The sequence below is a fragment of the Archangium violaceum genome (assembly GCF_016887565.1).
Classification (GTDB): Bacteria; Myxococcota; Myxococcia; order Myxococcales; family Myxococcaceae; genus Archangium; species Archangium violaceum_B.
This window is the reverse complement of the sequence record NZ_CP069396.1, coordinates 1,571,839-1,589,631: the sequence shown is the minus strand read 5'-3', so window position 1 is coordinate 1,589,631 and position 17,793 is coordinate 1,571,839. Positions and strand designations below refer to the sequence as shown.

General features: G+C 68.3%; 13 protein-coding genes. 6 read left to right on the top strand and 7 right to left on the bottom strand.

Annotated features, from left to right (window positions below; genetic code table 11):
• Positions 1-98 precede the first annotated feature (98 nt).
• Together JRI60_RS06860 and metK are read right to left on the bottom strand one after the other, a co-directional pair.
• On the bottom strand, positions 99-1,625 hold the full coding sequence (locus JRI60_RS06860; RefSeq protein ID WP_204225044.1) for an amidohydrolase family protein: 1,527 nt from the start codon (positions 1,623-1,625) through the stop codon (positions 99-101).
• Between the two features lie 209 nt (positions 1,626-1,834).
• On the bottom strand, positions 1,835-3,004 hold the full coding sequence (metK, locus tag JRI60_RS06855; RefSeq protein ID WP_204225043.1) for a methionine adenosyltransferase: 1,170 nt from the start codon (positions 3,002-3,004) through the stop codon (positions 1,835-1,837).
• A gap of 233 nt (positions 3,005-3,237) precedes the next feature.
• On the opposite strand from metK, the gene JRI60_RS06850 reads away from it, so the two are divergent.
• From JRI60_RS06850 to JRI60_RS06840, 3 genes are all read left to right on the top strand, one after another.
• A complete protein-coding gene (locus JRI60_RS06850; protein ID WP_204225042.1) occupies positions 3,238-3,813 on the top strand; it encodes an ABC transporter substrate-binding protein in 576 nt (191 codons plus the stop codon).
• Between the two features lie 80 nt (positions 3,814-3,893).
• Positions 3,894-5,990 carry a site-specific recombinase gene (locus JRI60_RS06845; RefSeq protein WP_204225041.1) on the top strand — a complete coding sequence of 699 codons (2,097 nt, stop codon included), beginning with the start codon at positions 3,894-3,896 and terminating at the stop codon, positions 5,988-5,990.
• 138 nt (positions 5,991-6,128) lie between these two features.
• Positions 6,129-8,774 (top strand): efflux RND transporter permease subunit, encoded by a 2,646-nt coding sequence (locus tag JRI60_RS06840; RefSeq protein ID WP_204225040.1) that lies wholly within the window; start codon positions 6,129-6,131, stop codon positions 8,772-8,774.
• A 64-nt stretch (positions 8,775-8,838) separates the two neighbouring features.
• Here the strand turns inward: JRI60_RS06840 and ureG are convergent, their stop codons facing one another.
• The 5 genes from ureG to JRI60_RS06815 form a co-directional block, all read right to left on the bottom strand.
• On the bottom strand, positions 8,839-9,567 hold the full coding sequence (ureG, locus tag JRI60_RS06835; protein WP_204225039.1) for an urease accessory protein UreG: 729 nt from the start codon (positions 9,565-9,567) through the stop codon (positions 8,839-8,841).
• 8 nt (positions 9,568-9,575) lie between these two features.
• Positions 9,576-10,238: an urease accessory protein UreF gene (locus JRI60_RS06830; RefSeq protein WP_204225038.1), complete on the bottom strand. Its 663-nt coding sequence runs from the start codon at positions 10,236-10,238 to the stop codon at positions 9,576-9,578.
• Between the two features lie 10 nt (positions 10,239-10,248).
• Positions 10,249-11,964, bottom strand: coding sequence for an urease subunit alpha (gene ureC / locus JRI60_RS06825; RefSeq protein WP_204225037.1), 1,716 nt, complete (start codon positions 11,962-11,964; stop codon positions 10,249-10,251).
• Positions 11,961-12,725 carry an urease subunit gamma gene (gene ureA / locus JRI60_RS06820; protein WP_204225036.1) on the bottom strand — a complete coding sequence of 255 codons (765 nt, stop codon included), beginning with the start codon at positions 12,723-12,725 and terminating at the stop codon, positions 11,961-11,963. Before ureA ends, ureC begins: the two co-directional genes overlap by 4 nt.
• A 91-nt stretch (positions 12,726-12,816) precedes the next feature.
• Entirely contained in the window at positions 12,817-13,668 is an 852-nt protein-coding gene (locus tag JRI60_RS06815) for an urease accessory protein UreD (protein ID WP_204225035.1), read from the bottom strand.
• Between the two features lie 144 nt (positions 13,669-13,812).
• Between JRI60_RS06815 and JRI60_RS06810 the strand changes: the two genes are divergently transcribed.
• The 3 genes from JRI60_RS06810 to JRI60_RS06800 all read left to right on the top strand — a co-directional run bounded on the left by JRI60_RS06810 (position 13,813) and on the right by JRI60_RS06800 (position 17,792).
• Positions 13,813-15,423, top strand: coding sequence for a xylulokinase (locus JRI60_RS06810; protein WP_204225034.1), 1,611 nt, complete (start codon positions 13,813-13,815; stop codon positions 15,421-15,423).
• Between the two features lie 52 nt (positions 15,424-15,475).
• On the top strand, positions 15,476-17,002 hold the full coding sequence (locus tag JRI60_RS06805; RefSeq protein ID WP_204228768.1) for a pyridoxal phosphate-dependent decarboxylase family protein: 1,527 nt from the start codon (positions 15,476-15,478) through the stop codon (positions 17,000-17,002).
• 163 nt (positions 17,003-17,165) lie between these two features.
• Positions 17,166-17,792, top strand: coding sequence for a DUF47 domain-containing protein (locus JRI60_RS06800; RefSeq protein WP_204225033.1), 627 nt, complete (start codon positions 17,166-17,168; stop codon positions 17,790-17,792).
• Position 17,793: the final 1 nt, after the last annotated feature.

The window sequence follows — 17,793 nt, the reverse complement described above, 5'->3', positions numbered from 1 at the left end:
CCGTCTATTTTGAGCCCAAATATTTGGACTTAGATATTTGAGACATCAACGGTTGAAACAACAGACAAAGTGGTCCGCGTGGGTGCCACGTACCACGTTCAAAAGAGCTCGCGCCGGATTCGAGCCTTCTTGAACAGGTAGTCTCGCGAGGCTTCGATTTCGGAACGAAGACGACCCAGGTCGACGTCGACGAGGGCGCCGCGCCATTTCCGAATCCGGCCAGCGACGATGACCGTGTCCACGTTGCCGCGCTCCATCAAGGTCACGATGGCACCCGGTACGTTGTTGAGAGGCGCGACATTGATGGCATCTGTCCGCAGAAGGATGATGTCCGCCTCCTTCCCGGGAGTCAGCGAGCCGATCTTCTGAGACAGATGGGCCACACGCGCGCCCTCCACCGTGGCGAAGCGAATCACATCGCGGCAGGTGAGGAGTTTGGGCAGCTGCGACTCGCCGTTCAGCGAGCGCTCGTGGATGAGCCCTCGCTGAAGCGTGTAGACGGTGCGCATCAGGGTAAAGAAGTCGGCGGTCATCGTGCACTCGACATCGCTGCTGAGCGAGGGCTGGACGCCATGGTCGAGCGCGGTCTGGAGCGGCGGCATGCCGTGCCGCATGGTCAACTCGATCGGGGCGGCGATCGAGATACCCGCCCCCGTCTCCACGATGACCTTCCAAGAGGCTTCCGAGAGGCCGGTGGCATGGAGGAATTCGTTGTCGGATTTGATCAGGCCCTCACGGTTGAGTTTCTCCAAGACCCTCGAGTTGCCAAACCCACCGACGAGATGAGACACGATGGGCACGCCCACCTTGCGTGCCAACGCCCACTCCTCACGGACCCCACCGTAGAGCTCCGCCCCCATGGCCAGCGTCAGCAGTTGGTCGCTGGAGGAGAAGTATTGCTTTTGCAGCCTCAGGATGTCCCGCGGGTACGCGGAACCGGAGCCCATGCCCGACGAGTAGGCATAGCGCGCGCGACGTCCCGATTCCCGCAGGGCCCGGATGGCGGCGTCGGAATGCTCCGGCGTATGGTTCACCTGTGACGTGTCGATGACCGTCGTCACTCCGGCGTCCAACTGGCTGAGGGAGGCGAAGAGCTCACCGATGTAGACGTCTTCCGGCCTGTAGACGGGCGTCAGTTGTCCCAGAATCAGGCTGAGGTAGTTCTTCTTGCCGTGCGGTTGACCGTCGTCGGCCAGCAGGCCCTCCGACAGGAAGCTCCGCAGCGCGGTCTGGAATTGGTGGTGGTGGGTATCGACGAAACCCGGCATGACGACCGTGTCCGTGGCGTCGATGATGGCCGCGTCCGTGGCATCGAGCTCGGGCCCGACCGCGACGATCTTCTTGCCCTGGACGAGCACGTCGCCACGGGCGAAGTCCCCCACATTCGGATCCATGCTGAGGACCGCGCCACCTTTCAGAAGGTATCGGCGGCCCTCTGCACCGCTGTCCCGCGGCATCTCATCCGGACCCGCCCTCCCCTGTGCCGGCGCTGGCGCCGAAGTCGAAGAGGAGGCCGCCGCACCGATGGATACGGCTCCCATCGCGAGAAACTGGCGGCGGGAGGCGCCCAACATCAACGGTGCTCCGCCCCCCATCGCATCAGCACCACGGATGTTTTCACTCATTTCGAGCTGTTCCCCCTGCGCTCACCTGCTCATTTGTAGTGCCACCACGCCAGGGGCATCAAACAGAACCTGGATGGACCAGCGGCCCCCGAAGCCATGGAAGAACGAGCCTCCGAAGACTGAGAGAACGGCAAAAAAGAAAACGCGCGCGAGCCCTCGGGGCCCACGCGCGTTTCTCGAAACCTGGAACTAAAGCGTCGACGCGAACGTCAGACGGCCTTCAGGCGGGGGCTCGCCACCGCCTCACGCAGCGCGTCCTTCTTGTCCGTGCGCTCCCAGGTGAACTCCTTCTCGGAGCGCCCGAAGTGCCCGTACGCCGCCGTCTTCTGGTAGATCGGCCTCAGCAGGTCCAGGTACTCGGTAATCTCCCGCGGCTTGAGCCCGAACGTGTGGCGAATCGCGTTCTGGATCTTCTCCTCGGGCACCGTCGCCGTTCCGAACGTCTCCACCAGCACGCTCACCGGCTCCGCCACTCCGATCGCGTACGACACCTGCACCTCGCAGCGCCGCGCCAATCCCGCCGCCACCACCGTCTTGGCGATGTGCCGGCCCATGTACGCCGCCGACCGGTCCACCTTCGACGGATCCTTGCCCGAGAACGCGCCGCCACCGTGACGACCCATGCCGCCGTAGGTGTCGACGATGATCTTCCGGCCCGTCACGCCCGAGTCCCCCATGGGGCCGCCAATCACGAAGCGCCCGGTGGGGTTGATGTAGATCTTCGTCTTGGCGTCCATCAGCTTCTTGGGAAGCGCCTTGGCGATGACGTCCTCTCGGATCGCCTCGTGGATCTTCTTGTTGGACACGTCCTCGGAGTGCTGCGTGGACACCACCACCGCGTCGATGCGCACCGGCCGGCCGTTGCGGTACTCCACCGTGACCTGGCTCTTGCCGTCCGGCCGCAGCCAGTCGTGCGTCTTGCGCCGCACGTCGGCCAGACGCCGGGTGAGCGCGTGCGCGTAGTGGATGGGCGCCGGCATCAGGTCCGGCGTCTCGTCGCAGGCGTAGCCGAACATCATGCCCTGGTCGCCCGCGCCCTGCTCCTTCTTGTTGTCCACGCCCCGGGCGATGTCCTGGCTCTGGCCCTCGATGGCCACCATGACTCCGCACGTGTTGCCGTCGTAGCCCATCGAGCTATCGGTGTAGCCAATCCGGCAGATGGTGCTGCGCACGATCTTCGGGATGTCGACGTAACAGTTGGTGGTCACCTCGCCAGCGACGATGGCCAGGCCCGTCTTCACCAGGGTCTCCACGGCCACTCGGCCCTGCGGATCCTTGGAGAGGATGGCGTCCAGCACGCCGTCGGAGATCTGATCGGCGATCTTGTCCGGGTGCCCTTCGGTGACGGATTCGGAGGTGAACAGGTAGTCGGTCGGCATGTCTTCTTCAGAGGAGGAAAGTCGCTCACCGCTGCTGCGACGTGAAACGCGGGCACACTAGACGTTGCGCTCTAAAGGAGTCAAACCCGGAAGACGCCAAGAGAATTCACGTCGGCCCCCTCCTGGCAGGCAACCCGCCCCCCGGTCCCTCCACGGGACCTCGCGTGAATTTCACACGCCCCGGGCCGTTCCACTGGGCTACAGAGATTGCCCTCTCCTCAGGAAGGATCCGAATGAACGCTCGTCTCCGCTCCCTCGCCGTGCTGGCCACCTTCACCCTCGCCCTGCCCGCCCTGGCCGCGCCCAACGAGACCGTGGCCAAGCCGGTGAAGACCGTCGTGCAGTCCGTGCGCTACAGCAAGGATGACCTGGCCATCAAGCAGCTCGCCAACGAGGAGCAGGGCCGCTTCCTGCTCGGCGACGACTGGGAGAAGGGCACGGACGCCCAGCGCAAGGAGTTCACCCAGCTCTTCAACAAGCTCTTCTCCAAGATCGCCTTCCCCAAGGTGCGCGAGAACTTCAAGAACCTGGCCTCCATCACCTACGACGACCCCGTGCTCGACGGCGACAAGGCGAAGGTGAGCTCCACCGTCATCATCGAGCACCCGATGAAGAAGCAGGAGATGAAGCTCCAGTACTCGCTGGTGAAGACCCAGGGCGCCTGGAAGGTGCTGGACGTGGCGGTGCTCGGCGACTCGATGCTCACCGGCATCCGCGATGACCAGGTGCGGCCCATCATGAAGCAGGGCGGCTGGGACCACCTGCTGAACCTGATGCGCCAGAAGGACGCCGAGCTGTCCAAGAAGTAACTCCCGCCGCGCTCGGGGAGCAGGCGGCCAGGCTCAACGAGCGACGTCGGTGGGGCGCGCATGAGGTAGAAGACGGGACGATGTCCCTTTCCCACTCCCAGGCTGCCCCCGTGCGTGAGGGGCGCTCCTCCCGCGAGGTGGACGCCTTCTGCGTCCAGTTCGCCCCCCGCGCACCGGGCCACCCCGCCGTCAGGGACCTGCAGAAGCTCCTGGCCGATGTACCCGAGGAGGGCCTCGAGGCCCGGCTGGAATGGGTGGAACGGTGCGTGGAGTGGCTGAGAGACCCCATGCCCGTCCTGGCGCTGAGGGAGCCCGCCGAGCCCGAGGCCCCCGCCGGGGTGACGCGTCTGGCCCTGCTGGTGCGCGTGCTGGAGACCCGGGCCTCGGCCCGTGAGCCCGTGGCCGCCCTGGTGCGCGAGGTGATGGGCACCACGAGCGGGTTGAAGCTCTTCTCCCAGGTGGGCCTGCCCGCCGGGCTGGGCTTCTTCGGCGAGGTGTTCGACCGCCTCTCGCGCCGGCTTCTGCCCTCGCCGCCCGAGAACCACCAGCTCTCCGAGCTGCTGCCCCGCCTCTTTCCACAACCCGAGGACGCGGCCTGGATGGAAGCCCTGCCTCCGGCCTTGCTGGCTCGGCTGTCCACGCTGCTGGGAGGCGGGGCCCGGCCTCCAGCGCGGGAGCCGGAGGCGGTGGTGCGCGCCGACCTCGTGGACGCCCTGGGCCTGCTGGCGGTGCAGACGGCGGCGCTGGGGCTGACCGAGGACGTGAGGGACCGCTGCCCGGAGGTGTCCTTCCGCGCCTCGCCCTTCCTCAAGCTGCGCCGGGTCTGCGAGGGCGTCCAGGCCCGCGACGCCGCGCCGGACTCCCTGCGCGAGCTGCGCGACGTGATGGAGGAGTGCCGGCAGGTGGTGGCCATCGTCTCCAGCCACCTCGAGCAGTACGGGGTGAGCATGGACCTGGTGTACCGGCTGGAGCGCATCCGCCGGAGCCTGGAGCGCATGGAGGCCATCGCCCGGGTGCTGGGCGCGGATCCGGGCATGCCCCGCTGGCGGGAGGGCCTCGCGCTGGTGGCGGACCTGCTGCGCCGGGCCCACGCGGACCGCTCGATGCGCTCGCTGGTGGCGGGCAACGCGCGGCTGCTGGCGCGCAAGGTCATCGAGCGCGCGGGCCACTCGGGCGAGCACTACATCTCCACCACGCGGGCCGAGTACCATCGCCTGGTGCACTCGGCCGCGGGCGGTGGGCTCATCACCGCCTTCACCGCCATCCTCTGCCTGTACACCGTCACGCTCGCGCTGGCGCCCTTCTTCTACGGGCTGTCCCTGGCGGGAACCTACGTGGCCAGCTTCCTGATGATGCAGGTGACGGGCTCCACGCTGGCCACCAAGCAGCCCTCCATGACCGCGGCCACGCTGGGGAGCGCCATCGGCCAGGGCGGCTCCAACGGACGGCTGTCCCACCTGATGGAGCTGATCCCCCGCATCACCCGCTCGCAGCTCGCCACGGCCGTGGGGAACATGGGCACCGTGCTGCCGGCGGCGGTGGGGCTGTCGATGCTCTTCGCCTGGTGGAAGGGGCACCCGCTGCTCAACCAGGCCCAGGCCCGCTACGTGGTGAACGCGCTGCACCCCTGGCACAGCGGCACCGTCTTCTACGCGGCGCTGACGGGCGTGCTCCTGTGGCTCTCCAGCCTCGTGGCGGGCTGGTTGGAGAACTGGGCGGTGTACCGCCGCATCCCCGAGGCGCTCGCGTACCACCGGGGCCTGCGGCGGGTGCTGGGCGACTCCGGTGCCAAGAAGCTGGCGGACGTCTTCTCCCACCACATCGCCGGCCTGGGCGGCAACGTGAGCCTCGGCGTGCTGCTGGCCCTGCCCCCCATCGTCGGCGCCTTCCTCGGGCTGCCGCTGGACGTGCGCCACGTGACGCTGTCCTTCGGGCAGCTGTGCCTGGCCGGCTACGCCCTGGGACCCGACGCCGTGCTGCGGCCGGACTTCCTCGCGGCCCTGGCCGGCATCGGCATCACCCTGGCCATCAACTTCGGCGTCTCCTTCTCGCTCGCCCTGGGAGTGGCCCTGCGAGCGCGCGACGTCCCCCTGGCCGAGGTGGTTCGCCTGGTGCGGCTCATGTCCGCCCGCTTCCTGCGGGAGCCTCGCCTCTTCCTCCTGCCTCCCCGGGCCTGACCGGGTACTCAGGACGCGGGAATACCTCACCCTGGCCCTCTCCCAGGGGGAGAGGGAATTGACGCGGAGCGGCCGAGCAGACGAGGGGCTTCACCGTGCTTCTGGTGGGCTCGGTTCTCCTATAGGGTCCGCGCCTGAATGAGTGACTCGACCCACAAGCCTCCGCGCCTTGCTCTCGCCTATGCAAGCCTGCTCGTCCGCAGGCCAGGGCTCGTCCTCCTCGCCATCCTCGCGCTCTTCGGCGTGTCGTTGTGGGGAACCACCAAGCTGACCATCAACTCCAACCAGCTCGACCTCATCTCGCAGGATCTGCCCGAGGTGAAGGAGGTCAAGCGCGTCATCGACATGGTCGGTGGCAGCGGCTACCTCATGCTCGCGCTGCGTGGCGAGGACGAGGCCACGCTCAAGAAGGTCTCCGACGACATCGCCACGAAGCTGATGGCGGACAAGGAGCACGTCCGCTTCATCACCTACAAGGTGCCCGTCGAGTTCGTGCAGCAGAACATGGCCCTCTTCATCAAGACGGAGGACCTCACCGAGGGCAAGCGCCGCATCATGGCCTGGCTCAAGGATCAGCTGCGCCGCAACAACCCCTTCTTCATCGAGATCCAGAAGACCGAGCCGGTGAAGCTCGAGATGACGGACCTCATCGACAAGTACAGCAGCGTCGGCAAGAAGAGCATCCGGGATGACTACTACATCTCCAAGGACCGCAAGATGGTCCTCGTCCTCATCAAGCCGATGTGGGACTCCAACCAGCTGGGCAAGACGAAGGACTTCGTCGAGCAGCTGCGCCAGTACCTCGCGGAGTACGGCAAGTCCGGCGGCGTGAAGCTGACCGAGGACTACGACAAGATGGGCAACACCCAGGAGGTCTTCTACGGCTTCACGGGCTCGTACAAGACGTCGGTGGACGACTCGTACGCCATCGAGGAGTCGCTCCAGCCGGTGTCGCTCATCGCCTTCGCGGCCATCTTCCTCATCACCATCCTGGCCTTCCGCAAGTGGGTGCCCACCGTCATCGTGGCCAGCGGCACGGTGCTCGGCACCATCATCACCATGGGCTTCACCTACGTCACCGTGGGCGAGCTCAACATGATCACCAGCATCCTGGGTGGTCTGTTGATGGGGTTCGGCATCGACTACGGCATCCACTTCATCTTCCGCACGCGGCTGGAGCTGGGCCAGGGCAAGCCCTACGACCAGGCCATCCGCGACGCGGTGGTGAACGCGGGCCGCCCGGCGCTGGTGTCCGCGGTGGTGACGTCGGGCTCGTTCTTCGTGCTGATGATCAGCGAGTTCCGCGGGTTCAGCCAGTTCGGCTTCCTGGCCGGCTGCGGCACCTTCATCATCGGCGTGCTGCTCTTCGCCTGGAGCCCCGCGCTGCTGGCGATCGCCGGCCGCATCAACCCCGAGTGGCCCAAGAAGCTCATCGGCGAGATGAAGCCGCCGGCCACGCAGAGCGCCAGCACCGGCAAGGAGCTGCGCATCCCCCGGCCCGGCCTGGTGCTCGTGGTGGGCACCGTCATCGTGGGCTTCATGTGCGCCTTCGCCATTCCGTGGAGCGACGTGGACGTGCCCACGGACAGGCCCGCCTCGATGGCGGACCGCATCAAGGCCGGCGTCCGCTTCAACTACAACAGCCGCGCCCTCATCCCCGAGGGCCAGCCGTCGGTGAAGCTCCAGGATGAGATCAGCGCGCGCTTCGACATCTCCAGCGATCCCATCGCCGTCTATTCCAAGACGCTGGAGGAGGCGAAGGCCATCTACGACGAGCTCACCGACCCCAAGAACAAGGAGAAGTACTCCGCCATCGACCAGGTGGTGAGCATCTACACCTTCGTCCCGCCGCCGGAGACGGCCGCGGCCAACGCGAAGATCCTCCAGGAGTGGAAGGAGGAGTTGAAGGACATCGACGTGGCGGCGCTGCCTCCGGAGGCCCAGGACAAGGCGGCCCTCTTCATGAAGATGCTGGAGGCCCGGCCCTTCGACGTGCACGGCGTGCCGGACATCTACGCCTCGCAGTTCGTCCACCTGCCGGAGACGAAGCCCGAGAACCACGGCTACCTGACGTTCATCTACCCGAACGTGGACCTGTGGGACGGCAAGAAGATGCTCACCTTCGTCGATCAGACGAGCAACATCCCCACCCCCCAGGTGAAGGATGCGTCGGGCAAGGTGATCGCCGAGGCGCAGGTGCGGCGGGCGGCCGGTGCGGCGCCGCTGTTCGCGCGGCTGGCGCGCATCGTGCTCTCCGACGGCAAGCTGACGGTCATCCTGGTGACGCTGTGGATCCTCGTGATGCACTTCCTGGACTTCCGCAACGTGAAGCTGGCGCTGGCCTCCGTCATCCCCCTCACGGTGGGCCTGGCGATGATGCTGGGCATCATGACGCTGGCGGACCTGCACCTGAACTTCATGAACATCATCATCCTGCCCATCCTCCTGGGCTTCGGGGTGAGCCACGGCCTGTACCTGCTGCACCGCTACCTGGAGGGCACCTCGCCCGTGGTGGCGCTGCGCAGCGTGGGCGCGGCCGTGGCCTCGTCCACGCTGACGACGGCCGCGGGCTTCGCCGCCCTGCTCGCCGCCAGCCACAACGGCCTGAAGTCCATGGGCATCGTGGCGTGCATCGGCCTCATCACCACCCTGGTGGTGTCCTTCACGGTGCTCGCCGCGGTGATGCAGGTGATGTGGGACCGGCTGCCGCGCAAGCTCCAGGACGGCGTGCAGCACGCGCCCTCCTCGGGGCAGACCTCCTCCGACAAGTCCGAGGCGGCCTGAAGCACTCCCCGAGCGGCGGGCCACGCCCGAGCCCGGCGAGCGGGTAAAGCTCGCCGGGTAGCCGTCAGGCCGAGCCCGTGGCCTTGCGCCACGCGCCAATCAGGTGGTCGATGACCTCCTGCAACCCCACGCCCTTCGTCACCTGGGTGAAGACGAAGGGTCCGTCACCGCGCATCTTCCGCGCGTCGCGATCCATCACCGACAGGTCCGCGCCCACGTGCGGCGCCAGGTCCGTCTTGTTGATGATCAGCAGGTCGGACTGGGTGATGCCCGGCCCACCCTTGCGCGGCACCTTGTCCCCGCCCGCCACGTCGATGACGTAGACGGTGTAGTCCGCCAGCTCGCGGCTGTACTGCGCCGCCAGGTTGTCGCCCCCGCTCTCCACGATGAGCAGCTCGGGCTTGAGCTCCTCCATGAGCTCCTCGAGCGCCAGCAGGTTGTGGCTGATGTCCTCGCGGATGGCCGCATGCGGGCACCCGCCCGTCTCCACCGCCTTGATGCGCTCGGGCGAGAGCGCCTTGTTGCGCACCAGGAACTCGGCGTCCTCCTTGGTGAAGATGTCGTTGGTCACCACGCCCAGCCGGTAGGTGTCCCGCAGAGCCCGGCACAGCGCCAGCACCAGCGCCGTCTTCCCGCTGCCCACCGGCCCACCGATGCCGATGGTGAAGGACCGCTCCGAGAAGTCCCGCGTCTGGGGCTTCTCGCGCTCGTGGTAGTGGCCCGGATGGTCCCACTCCTCGTGCGTGTGGTCGTGGTCATCGTCATGGCCGTGGCCGCGGTGGTCGTCGTGCATGGTTCACCTCAGGAAAGGAAGAGCCTCGAGTAGAGCCGGTCGTGCGTGGCGCCGAGCAGGTCCATCAACGGTGCCGTCTGGGCCAGCGACTCCACCCCCAGTCCGGCGCAGGCATCGAACACGGCGTCCAGCAAGGGGGCGCACTGGTGTTGGAGCTGGTGGGACTCATGCGTGCCCACGATGCCCATGCGCACCGCCGCGGACAGCGTCCCCCTGAGCGTGAGGGACAGGAGGAGCTGCTGCGCGTCCGACAGCTCGACGTCCAGGACGCGCAGCACCGCTCCGAAGAGGGGGGCGTGGTGGTAGCGCAACTTCGCCTCCCGGGCCGCCTGCCGCAGCGGCGCCACCGGCTCGGGAAAGATGCGCGCGCACGTGTCCAGGAAGGCCCGCCCCTGGGTGCGGCTCGCCCGGTTGGCCACATGGTTGGTGAGGAAGGACTCCGCGCGTGCGTCCAGGGCCGCCAGAGTGGAGGGCTCACGCCAGGCCGCGCTCAGCAGCGGCAGGGCCCCGTGCCCCGTCTGCCAGAGCAGCTCGCGAGCGAAGCGCTCCAGGCCCTCGCGGCCGCGCACCTCGCCGTGCTGCACCGCCGCCTCCAGCCCTCCCGAGTGCGCGAAGCCCCCGGTGGGGAAGCCCGAGTCGGCCAGTTGCAGCACCCTCCACGGGTAGCCCATGGCCCGTCCCTCAGAACAGCGAGTAGCGCTGCGCCAGCGGCAACCGGATGGCGGGCTCGCACACGAGCAGCTCGCCATCCGCGCGCACCTCGTACGTCTCCGGGTCCACCGTGAGCCTGGGCAGCGCGTCGTTGAGCTTCATGTCGCGCTTGCCGAGCCCCCGGCACCGGCGCACCCCGGACAGCTGCTTGGTGAGCCCCAGCCCTCGCACCATCCCGTCCGCCAGCGCGCGCCCCGACACGAAGGCGATGCTGGTGGCCCCCAGCGCCCCGCCCCGCGCGCCGAACATCGGCCGCATGTAATAGGGCTGCGGCGTGGGGATGGACGCCCCCGGGTCTCCCATCTGCCCCCAGGCGATGAAGCCGCCCTTGATGACCAGCTCCGGGCGCAGGCCGAAGAAGGCGGGCCGCCACAGCACCAGGTCCGCCAGCTTCCCCACCTCCACCGAGCCCACCTCGTGCACCAGGCCGTGGGCGATGGCCGGATTGATGGTGTACTTGGCCACGTAGCGGCGGATGCGCAGGTTGTCGTTGTCTCCCCGCTCCTCGCGCAGGCGCCCGCGCTGCTCGCGCATCTTGTGCGCCGTCTGCCACGTGCGGGTGATGACCTCGCCCACGCGCCCCATCGCCTGGCTGTCCGAGGACATCATGCTGATGGCCCCCAGGTCGTGCAGGATGTCCTCCGCGGCGATGGTGCTCCCGCGAATGCGGCTCTCGGCGAAGGCCACGTCCTCGGGAATCTCCCGGTCCAGGTGGTGACACACCATGAGCATGTCCAGGTGCTCATCCAGCGTGTTCACCGTGTACGGACGCGTGGGGTTCGTCGAGCTCGGCAGGACGTTGGCCTCGCCGCACACGCGGATGATGTCCGGGGCGTGCCCGCCGCCCGCGCCCTCCGAGTGGTACGTGTGGATGGTGCGGCCCTTGAAGGCGGCGATGGAGTCATCCACGAAGCCCGACTCGTTGAGCGTGTCCGTGTGGATGGTGATCTGCACGTCCTCGCCCTCGGCCACCGACAGGCAGTTGTCGATGGTGGCCGGCGTGGTGCCCCAGTCCTCGTGCAGCTTCAGGCCCACGGCCCCGGCGGCGATCTGCTCCAGCAGGCCCTCGGGACGCGAGGTGTTGCCCTTGCCGGTGAGGCCGATGTTGAGCGGGATCGTGTCCGTGGCCTGCAGCATGCGCCGGATGTTCCACGCGCCCGGCGTGCACGTGGTGGCGTTGGTGCCCGTGGCCGGCCCCGTGCCGCCTCCCACCCAGGTGGTGATGCCGCTGGCGATCGCCTCTTCCGCCTGCTGCGGGCAGATGAAGTGGATGTGCGAGTCGATGCCGCCCGCCGTGACGATGAGCCCCTCGCCCGCGATGGCCTCGGTGGTGACGCCCACCACCATGCCCGGCGTCACCCCCGCCATCACGTCCGGGTTGCCCGCCTTGCCGATGCCGGCGATGCGCCCGCCCTTGATGCCGATGTCCGCCTTGTAGATGCCCGTCCAGTCGACGATGAGCGCGTTGGTGATGACGCAGTCCAGCGCCTCGGCGTCCCCCACCCCGGCCTTCTGGCCCATTCCGTCGCGCAGCACCTTGCCGCCGCCGAACTTGCACTCGTCCCCGTAGACGGTGAGGTCCTTCTCCACCTGCGCCAGCAGCCCTGTGTCCCCCAGCCGGATCCGGTCGCCCGTGGTGGGGCCAAACATGTCCGCGTAGTGACGGCGATCCATCTTCCGGCTCATGCGCCCTCCTCGTGTCCGAAGCCGCGCGAGGCCACCTCGGCCAGGGCCCGCTCCTTGTTCTCCGGCGTCACCGGGCCCGAGCCCAGCGCGTTGCCGCCCCGCACCACCCGGTCGCCCGCGATGGCCACGAGCGACACCGTCTTCTTCTCCCCGGGCTCGAAGCGCACCGCCGTGCCCGCCGGGATGTCCAGCCGCCGTCCGTACGCCTTGGCGCGGTCGAAGACGAGGCCCCGGTTCGTCTCGAAGAACGGGTAGTGGCTGCCCACCTGCACGGGGCGGTCGCCCTTGTTGGTGACCTCCACGGTGACGGTGTCGCGGCCCTCGTTGAGCACCAGCTCGCCCGGCTGCACGAGCACCTCGCCCGGCCGCACCTCCTCGTGCGGGGCCCGCGCGAAGCGCTCCAGCGGAGGCACGGGCAGGAAGCTGCCGTAGAGCGCCAGGGACAGGTCCCCGTGCTCGACCTCGATGGGGTGGTGCACCGTCACCAGCTTCGAGCCGTCCGGGAAGGTGCCCTCCACCTGCACCTCCGCCACCATCTCCGGCACGCCCTCCATCACCTGCGCGCGCCCCAGGAACTTCCGCCCCAGGTCCATCAGCTCGGCCACGCTCCGGCCATCGCGAATGAGCTCGAGGAGCTGGGTGGCGATGAGCGCCACCGCCTCGGGGTAGTTGAGCCTCACCCCCCGTGCCAGGCGCTTCTGGGCCAGGAAGCCCGCGCCATGTAGCAGCAGCTTGTCGATCTCACGCGGCGACAGGTGCATGCAGCCCTCCAGGGAGTTCCCCAGGCCCGAGGCCGGGGACTCCAAGTCACCCTACCGCGATGCGTCATCCACTACCAGAACAGGTTGGGGCTCACGCCCGGCGTGCCCAGGGGTCATCCCCGAGCATCCCGGAGAGGAAGGACAGCCACTCGCGGGCGGTGCGCAGCAGGACCTCGGCGGAGGTGGCCGCGGCTCGGAGCACCAGGCCATCGGGCCCGAGCGGGCTGGCGGAGCAGACGAGCCCGGCGCGCGGGATGACGGGCAGGGCCCCCACGCGCTCGGCGAGCGCCTCCCGGGCGGAGGCCAGCGAGGGTCCCACCAGGAGCACGGTACCGAGCGCGTCGAAGCGGCCGAGGCGCTCGGGGAGCGTCCCCTGGTGCGGGTCGAGCAGCCAGCGCTCGTCGAGGAGCGCCCGCCCCTCGCGGTGGACGCGGAGCGCGGAGGAGTAGTGCGTGAAGGCCCAGCGCTCGCCGTTGGCGCTGCGGCCGGCGGTGACGAGGTCCATCAAGATGAGCGAGGCTCCCGGGGCGAGCTGGACGTCCTGGCGCTGGTCGTATCGGGCCCCCGCGAAGCACATGGTGGGGTCTGGCACGAGCGCGAGCAGCGCCCCTTCCGCCACCCGCGCGGACAGGTCACTGCGGCAGCCCCGGGGCGAGCGGTACACGCGAGTGGAGCCCTGGCTCGACAGGAGCGCGGCGGCGCCCTCGGCCACGTCCAGCTCCACCGAGAGGTGGTCGCCATCCACCAGTCCCCCTCCGAGCGAGCTGGTGTAGACCCACGCGGCGTGCCCGTGGTTGCGCGGCGTCAGCAGCCGCAAGGGACTGTGCGCGAGCGCGGTGCGCACCACGGTGCGGTTTCCCACGCGCTCGAAGGCGAGCCGCGCGTCTCCCGCGCGCCCGGTCCGGGCCACCCCGGGTGACTGGATGTGTTCGCCTCGAATCATCAAAAAGCAAGACTGCCGCAGGAGCGCAACGAAAGCCATGAGCACAGCACCTGGGAGGGCGTGCTTCCCTGGCTTTCCGGTAGGAAACGCTCGCGGGCCTACGACACTGGCCCACGAACATCGAGGGCCCGTTAGATTACTTCCGTGCCCACCCCCGCCAACGCATCCATCCTCGCCATCGACCTCGGGACCTCGGCCGTCAAGCTGGCGGCCGTCACCACACGAGGGAAGATTCTCGGCGGCGAGGTCGAGCCGCTGGAGCTCGACCTGCTGCCCGAAGGGGGTGCCGAACAGGACCCCGAGTCCTGGTGGGCCGCCATCGTCCGCGGCACGCGCCGGTTGCTGGACAAGGGCATCGTCCCCGTCAGCGACATCATCGGCATCAACGTCAGCTCCCAGTGGTCCGGCACCGTCGCCGTCGACGAGCGGGGCAAGCCCCTGCGGCCCGCCATCATCTGGATGGACTCGCGCGGTGCCCCCCATGTCCGGCGCGTCGCCAACGGGTTCATGCCCATCGAGGGCTACGGCATCGCCCGGCTGCTCACCTGGGTGCGGCTGACCGGCGGCGCGCCCACCCTCTCGGGGAAGGACCCGCTCGGCCACATCCTCTACCTCCAGAGCGAGCACCCCGAGGTCTACCGCGCCACCTACAAGTTCCTGGAGCCCAAGGACTGGCTCAACCTGCGGCTGAGCGGCAAGTTCGCCTCCTCCTATGACTCCATCACCCTGCACTGGGTGACCGACAACCGCGACCTCTCGCGCATCAACTACGACGACCGGCTCCTCCAGATGACGGGCATGCCTCGCGAGAAGCTGCCCGAGCTGGTGCCCGCCGCCACCGTGCTCGGCCCCCTCCAGCCCGAGGCCGCCCGCGCCCTGGGGCTCGGCGACAACGTCCAGGTCATCACCGGCGCCCCGGACATCCTCGCCGCCGCCGTCGGCTCGGGCGCCGTGCGCGACCACGAGCCCCACCTGTGCATCGGCACGTCCTCCTGGCTCAGCTGCCACGTGCCCTACAAGAAGACGGACGTCCTCCACCAGATGGGCACCCTGCCCTCGGCACTGCCGGGCCGCTACCTGCTCACCAACGAGCAGGAGTCCGCCGGCATCTGCCTCTCCTTCCTCAAGGACAACATCCTCTTCGGCCACGAGGAGCTCTCCAGCGGTGGCCAGGAAGCACACGGCCCGGAGTCGGTGGACCTCTACAAGGTCCTCGAGAAGGAGGCCGAGCGCATCCCCGCGGGCAGCGACCAGCTCATCTTCATGCCCTGGCTCAATGGCGAGCGAAGCCCCGTGGACGACCAGCTGCTGCGCGGCGGCTTCTTCAACCAGTCCCTCAAGACGACTCGCGGGCACATGGTGCGCGCCGTGCTCGAGGGCGTGGCCTACAACTCCCGCTGGCTCCTCACCTACGTGGAGAAGTTCGTCGGCCGCAAGCTGGAGCCCATCCGCATCATCGGCGGCGGTGCCCGCTCCAAGCTGTGGTGCCAGATCGTCGCGGACGTGCTGGACCGGCGGATTCATCAGGTGGACGAGCCCGTGCTGGCCAACGCGCGCGGTGCGGCATTCCAGGCCGCGGTGGCGCTCGGGCACCTCACGGTGGAGGAGATCCCCTCGCTCGTCCCCATCGCCAACACCTTCGAGCCCAACCCCAAGCACCGCGGGCTCTATGACGAGCTCTTCCGCGAGTTCGTGAACCTCTACAAGTGCAACAAGGCCATCTTCGCGCGGCTCAACCGAGCCAGGAGCGCCTGAAATGAAGAACCGGATGAACGCGCCAGAACCATCGTCGGATGGGAAGAACACCATGGATCTACCCCAGCTCGGAACGAACCTCCTCAACCGCGTCCCTCCCCGGCTGCTGTCGGCGGCGGAGCGCTACCTCAAGAGCGTCCCCCTGCTGCGCAACCGGCTGGAGAAGGAGACGGACTCCATGCTGGCCGGGCTGGAGGGCGACCTGAAGCCCTACCGCGGGCAGCTCCCCACCTTCGCCACGCTCCCCACCCAGGGCCTCTCCCATGAGCAGGTGCTCGGCGAGATGAGCCAGATGAAGGAGAAGGAGGAGCACCGCTGGAAGGACGGCCTCGTCTCGGGGGCCGTGTACCACGGCGACTCCGAGCACATCGACTTCCTCAACCGCGTGTACGCCCTCAACTCGCAGAGCAACCCGCTGCACGCGGACCTCTGGCCGAGCGCCACCAAGTTCGAGGCCGAGGTGGTGGCCATGACGGCCCACATGCTCGGCGCCACCGAGGCCAACGCGGGCCGGCCCCCGGAGCAGCACATCTGCGGCGCCCTCTCCTCGGGTGGCACCGAGAGCATCATGCTCGCCATGAAGACGTACCGCGACTGGGCCCGCGAGACGAAGGGCATCACCCGCCCCGAGATGGTGGCCCCCTCCACCGCGCACACCGCCTTCGACAAGGCCGCGCACTACTTCGGCATCAAGATGGTCCGCGTGCCCGTGGGACCGGACTACCGCGCCGACGTGAAGGCCACGCGCAAGGCCCTCAACCGCAACACCATCGTCATCATCGGCTCGGCGCCCTCGTTCCCCCATGGGACCATCGACCCCATCGAGGAGCTGTCGGAGCTGGCGCGCAAGCGCCGCATCGGCTTCCACACCGACGCGTGTCTGGGTGGCTTCGTGCTGCCCTGGGCGAGGAAGCTCGGCTACCCGGTGCCGGAGTTCGACTTCCGGCTGCCCGGCGTCACCTCCATGTCCGCGGACACGCACAAGTTCGGCTACGCGGCCAAGGGCACCTCCGTGGTGCTGTACCGGGGCACCGCGCTGCGCTCGCACCAGTACTTCACCGCCACCGAGTGGCCCGGCGGCATCTACTTCTCCCCCACCTTCTCCGGCAGCCGCCCCGGCGCCCTCATCGCGGCGGCCTGGGCCTCCCTCGTGTCCACCGGCGAGGAGGGCTACCTGGACGCCACGCGCCGCATCCTGGAGACGGCGGACGCCATCAAGCGCGGAATCCGCGCCATCCCCGGTCTGCACGTGCTGGGAGAGCCGCTCTTCGTCATCGCCTTCGGCTCGGACATCGTGGACATCTACAAGGTGATGGAGCGGATGAGCGCCAGGGGTTGGAGCCTCAACGGCCTGCACAAGCCCGCGGCGGTGCACATCTGTGTGACCCAGCGGCACACCCAGCCCGGCGTGGCCGAGCGCTTCCTGGAGGACCTGCGCGCCGCCGTCGAGCACGTGCGCGCCAACCCGGGCGAGAAGGGCACCATGGCGCCCGTCTACGGCATGGCGGGCACCGTGCCCTTCCGGGGCATCCTGAGCGACCTGCTCAAGAAGTACATGGACCTGCTCTACAAGGTCTGAGCCGGGAGGAGCGCCCAGCCCGGCCCGGCGCCCGCCGGTACGTCACGAAAGTGTCACAAGCGGGCGCATCTTCGTGCTGGGCGCTTTCACACAGGTGATGTAGTTCACGCCCCGGCAACGGACGGGTCACGCGCGTGTCACGTCCGGCCGATGGAGAAGCGCGATGCTCGAGAAGCTGATGCCCAAGTCGGACGAGTTCTTCGACGACTTCGATGCCCAGTGTGCCGTGACGGTGGAGGGGGCGCGCATGCTGCACGCCCTGCTGAGCGACTACCGGGACGTGCCCGCCAAGGTGCAGGCCCTCAAGGACGTGGAGCACAAGGGCGACGAGGTGACGCACACCGCCTTCAACCGGCTGCACAAGCAGTTCATCACCCCGTTCGACCGGGCGCAGATCCACTCGCTGCTGTCGCGCATCGATGACGTGCTGGACCTGACCAACGCCGCGGCGGCCCGGCTGCACTACTACGAGATTCCCTCGAGCCTGCCGGACGCCACCGAGCTGGCCCGGCTGCTGGTGCTGTGCGCGGAGAAGGTGCAGGAGGTGGTGGCGGCGCTGCGGCTCATCAAGAAGCCGGACCAGATCCTCGCTGGCTGCAAGGACATCAAGCGCCTGGAGTCCCAGGCGGACGAGGCGCTGCGGGCGGGACTGGGCCGGCTCTTCAAGAGCGGCGCGGATCCGCTCATGGTCATGAAGTGGAAGGAGATCTACGACTTCATCGAGACGGCCACGGACAAGTGCCAGGACGTGGCCAACGTCATCGAAGGCGTGGTCCTGGAGCATTCCTGAG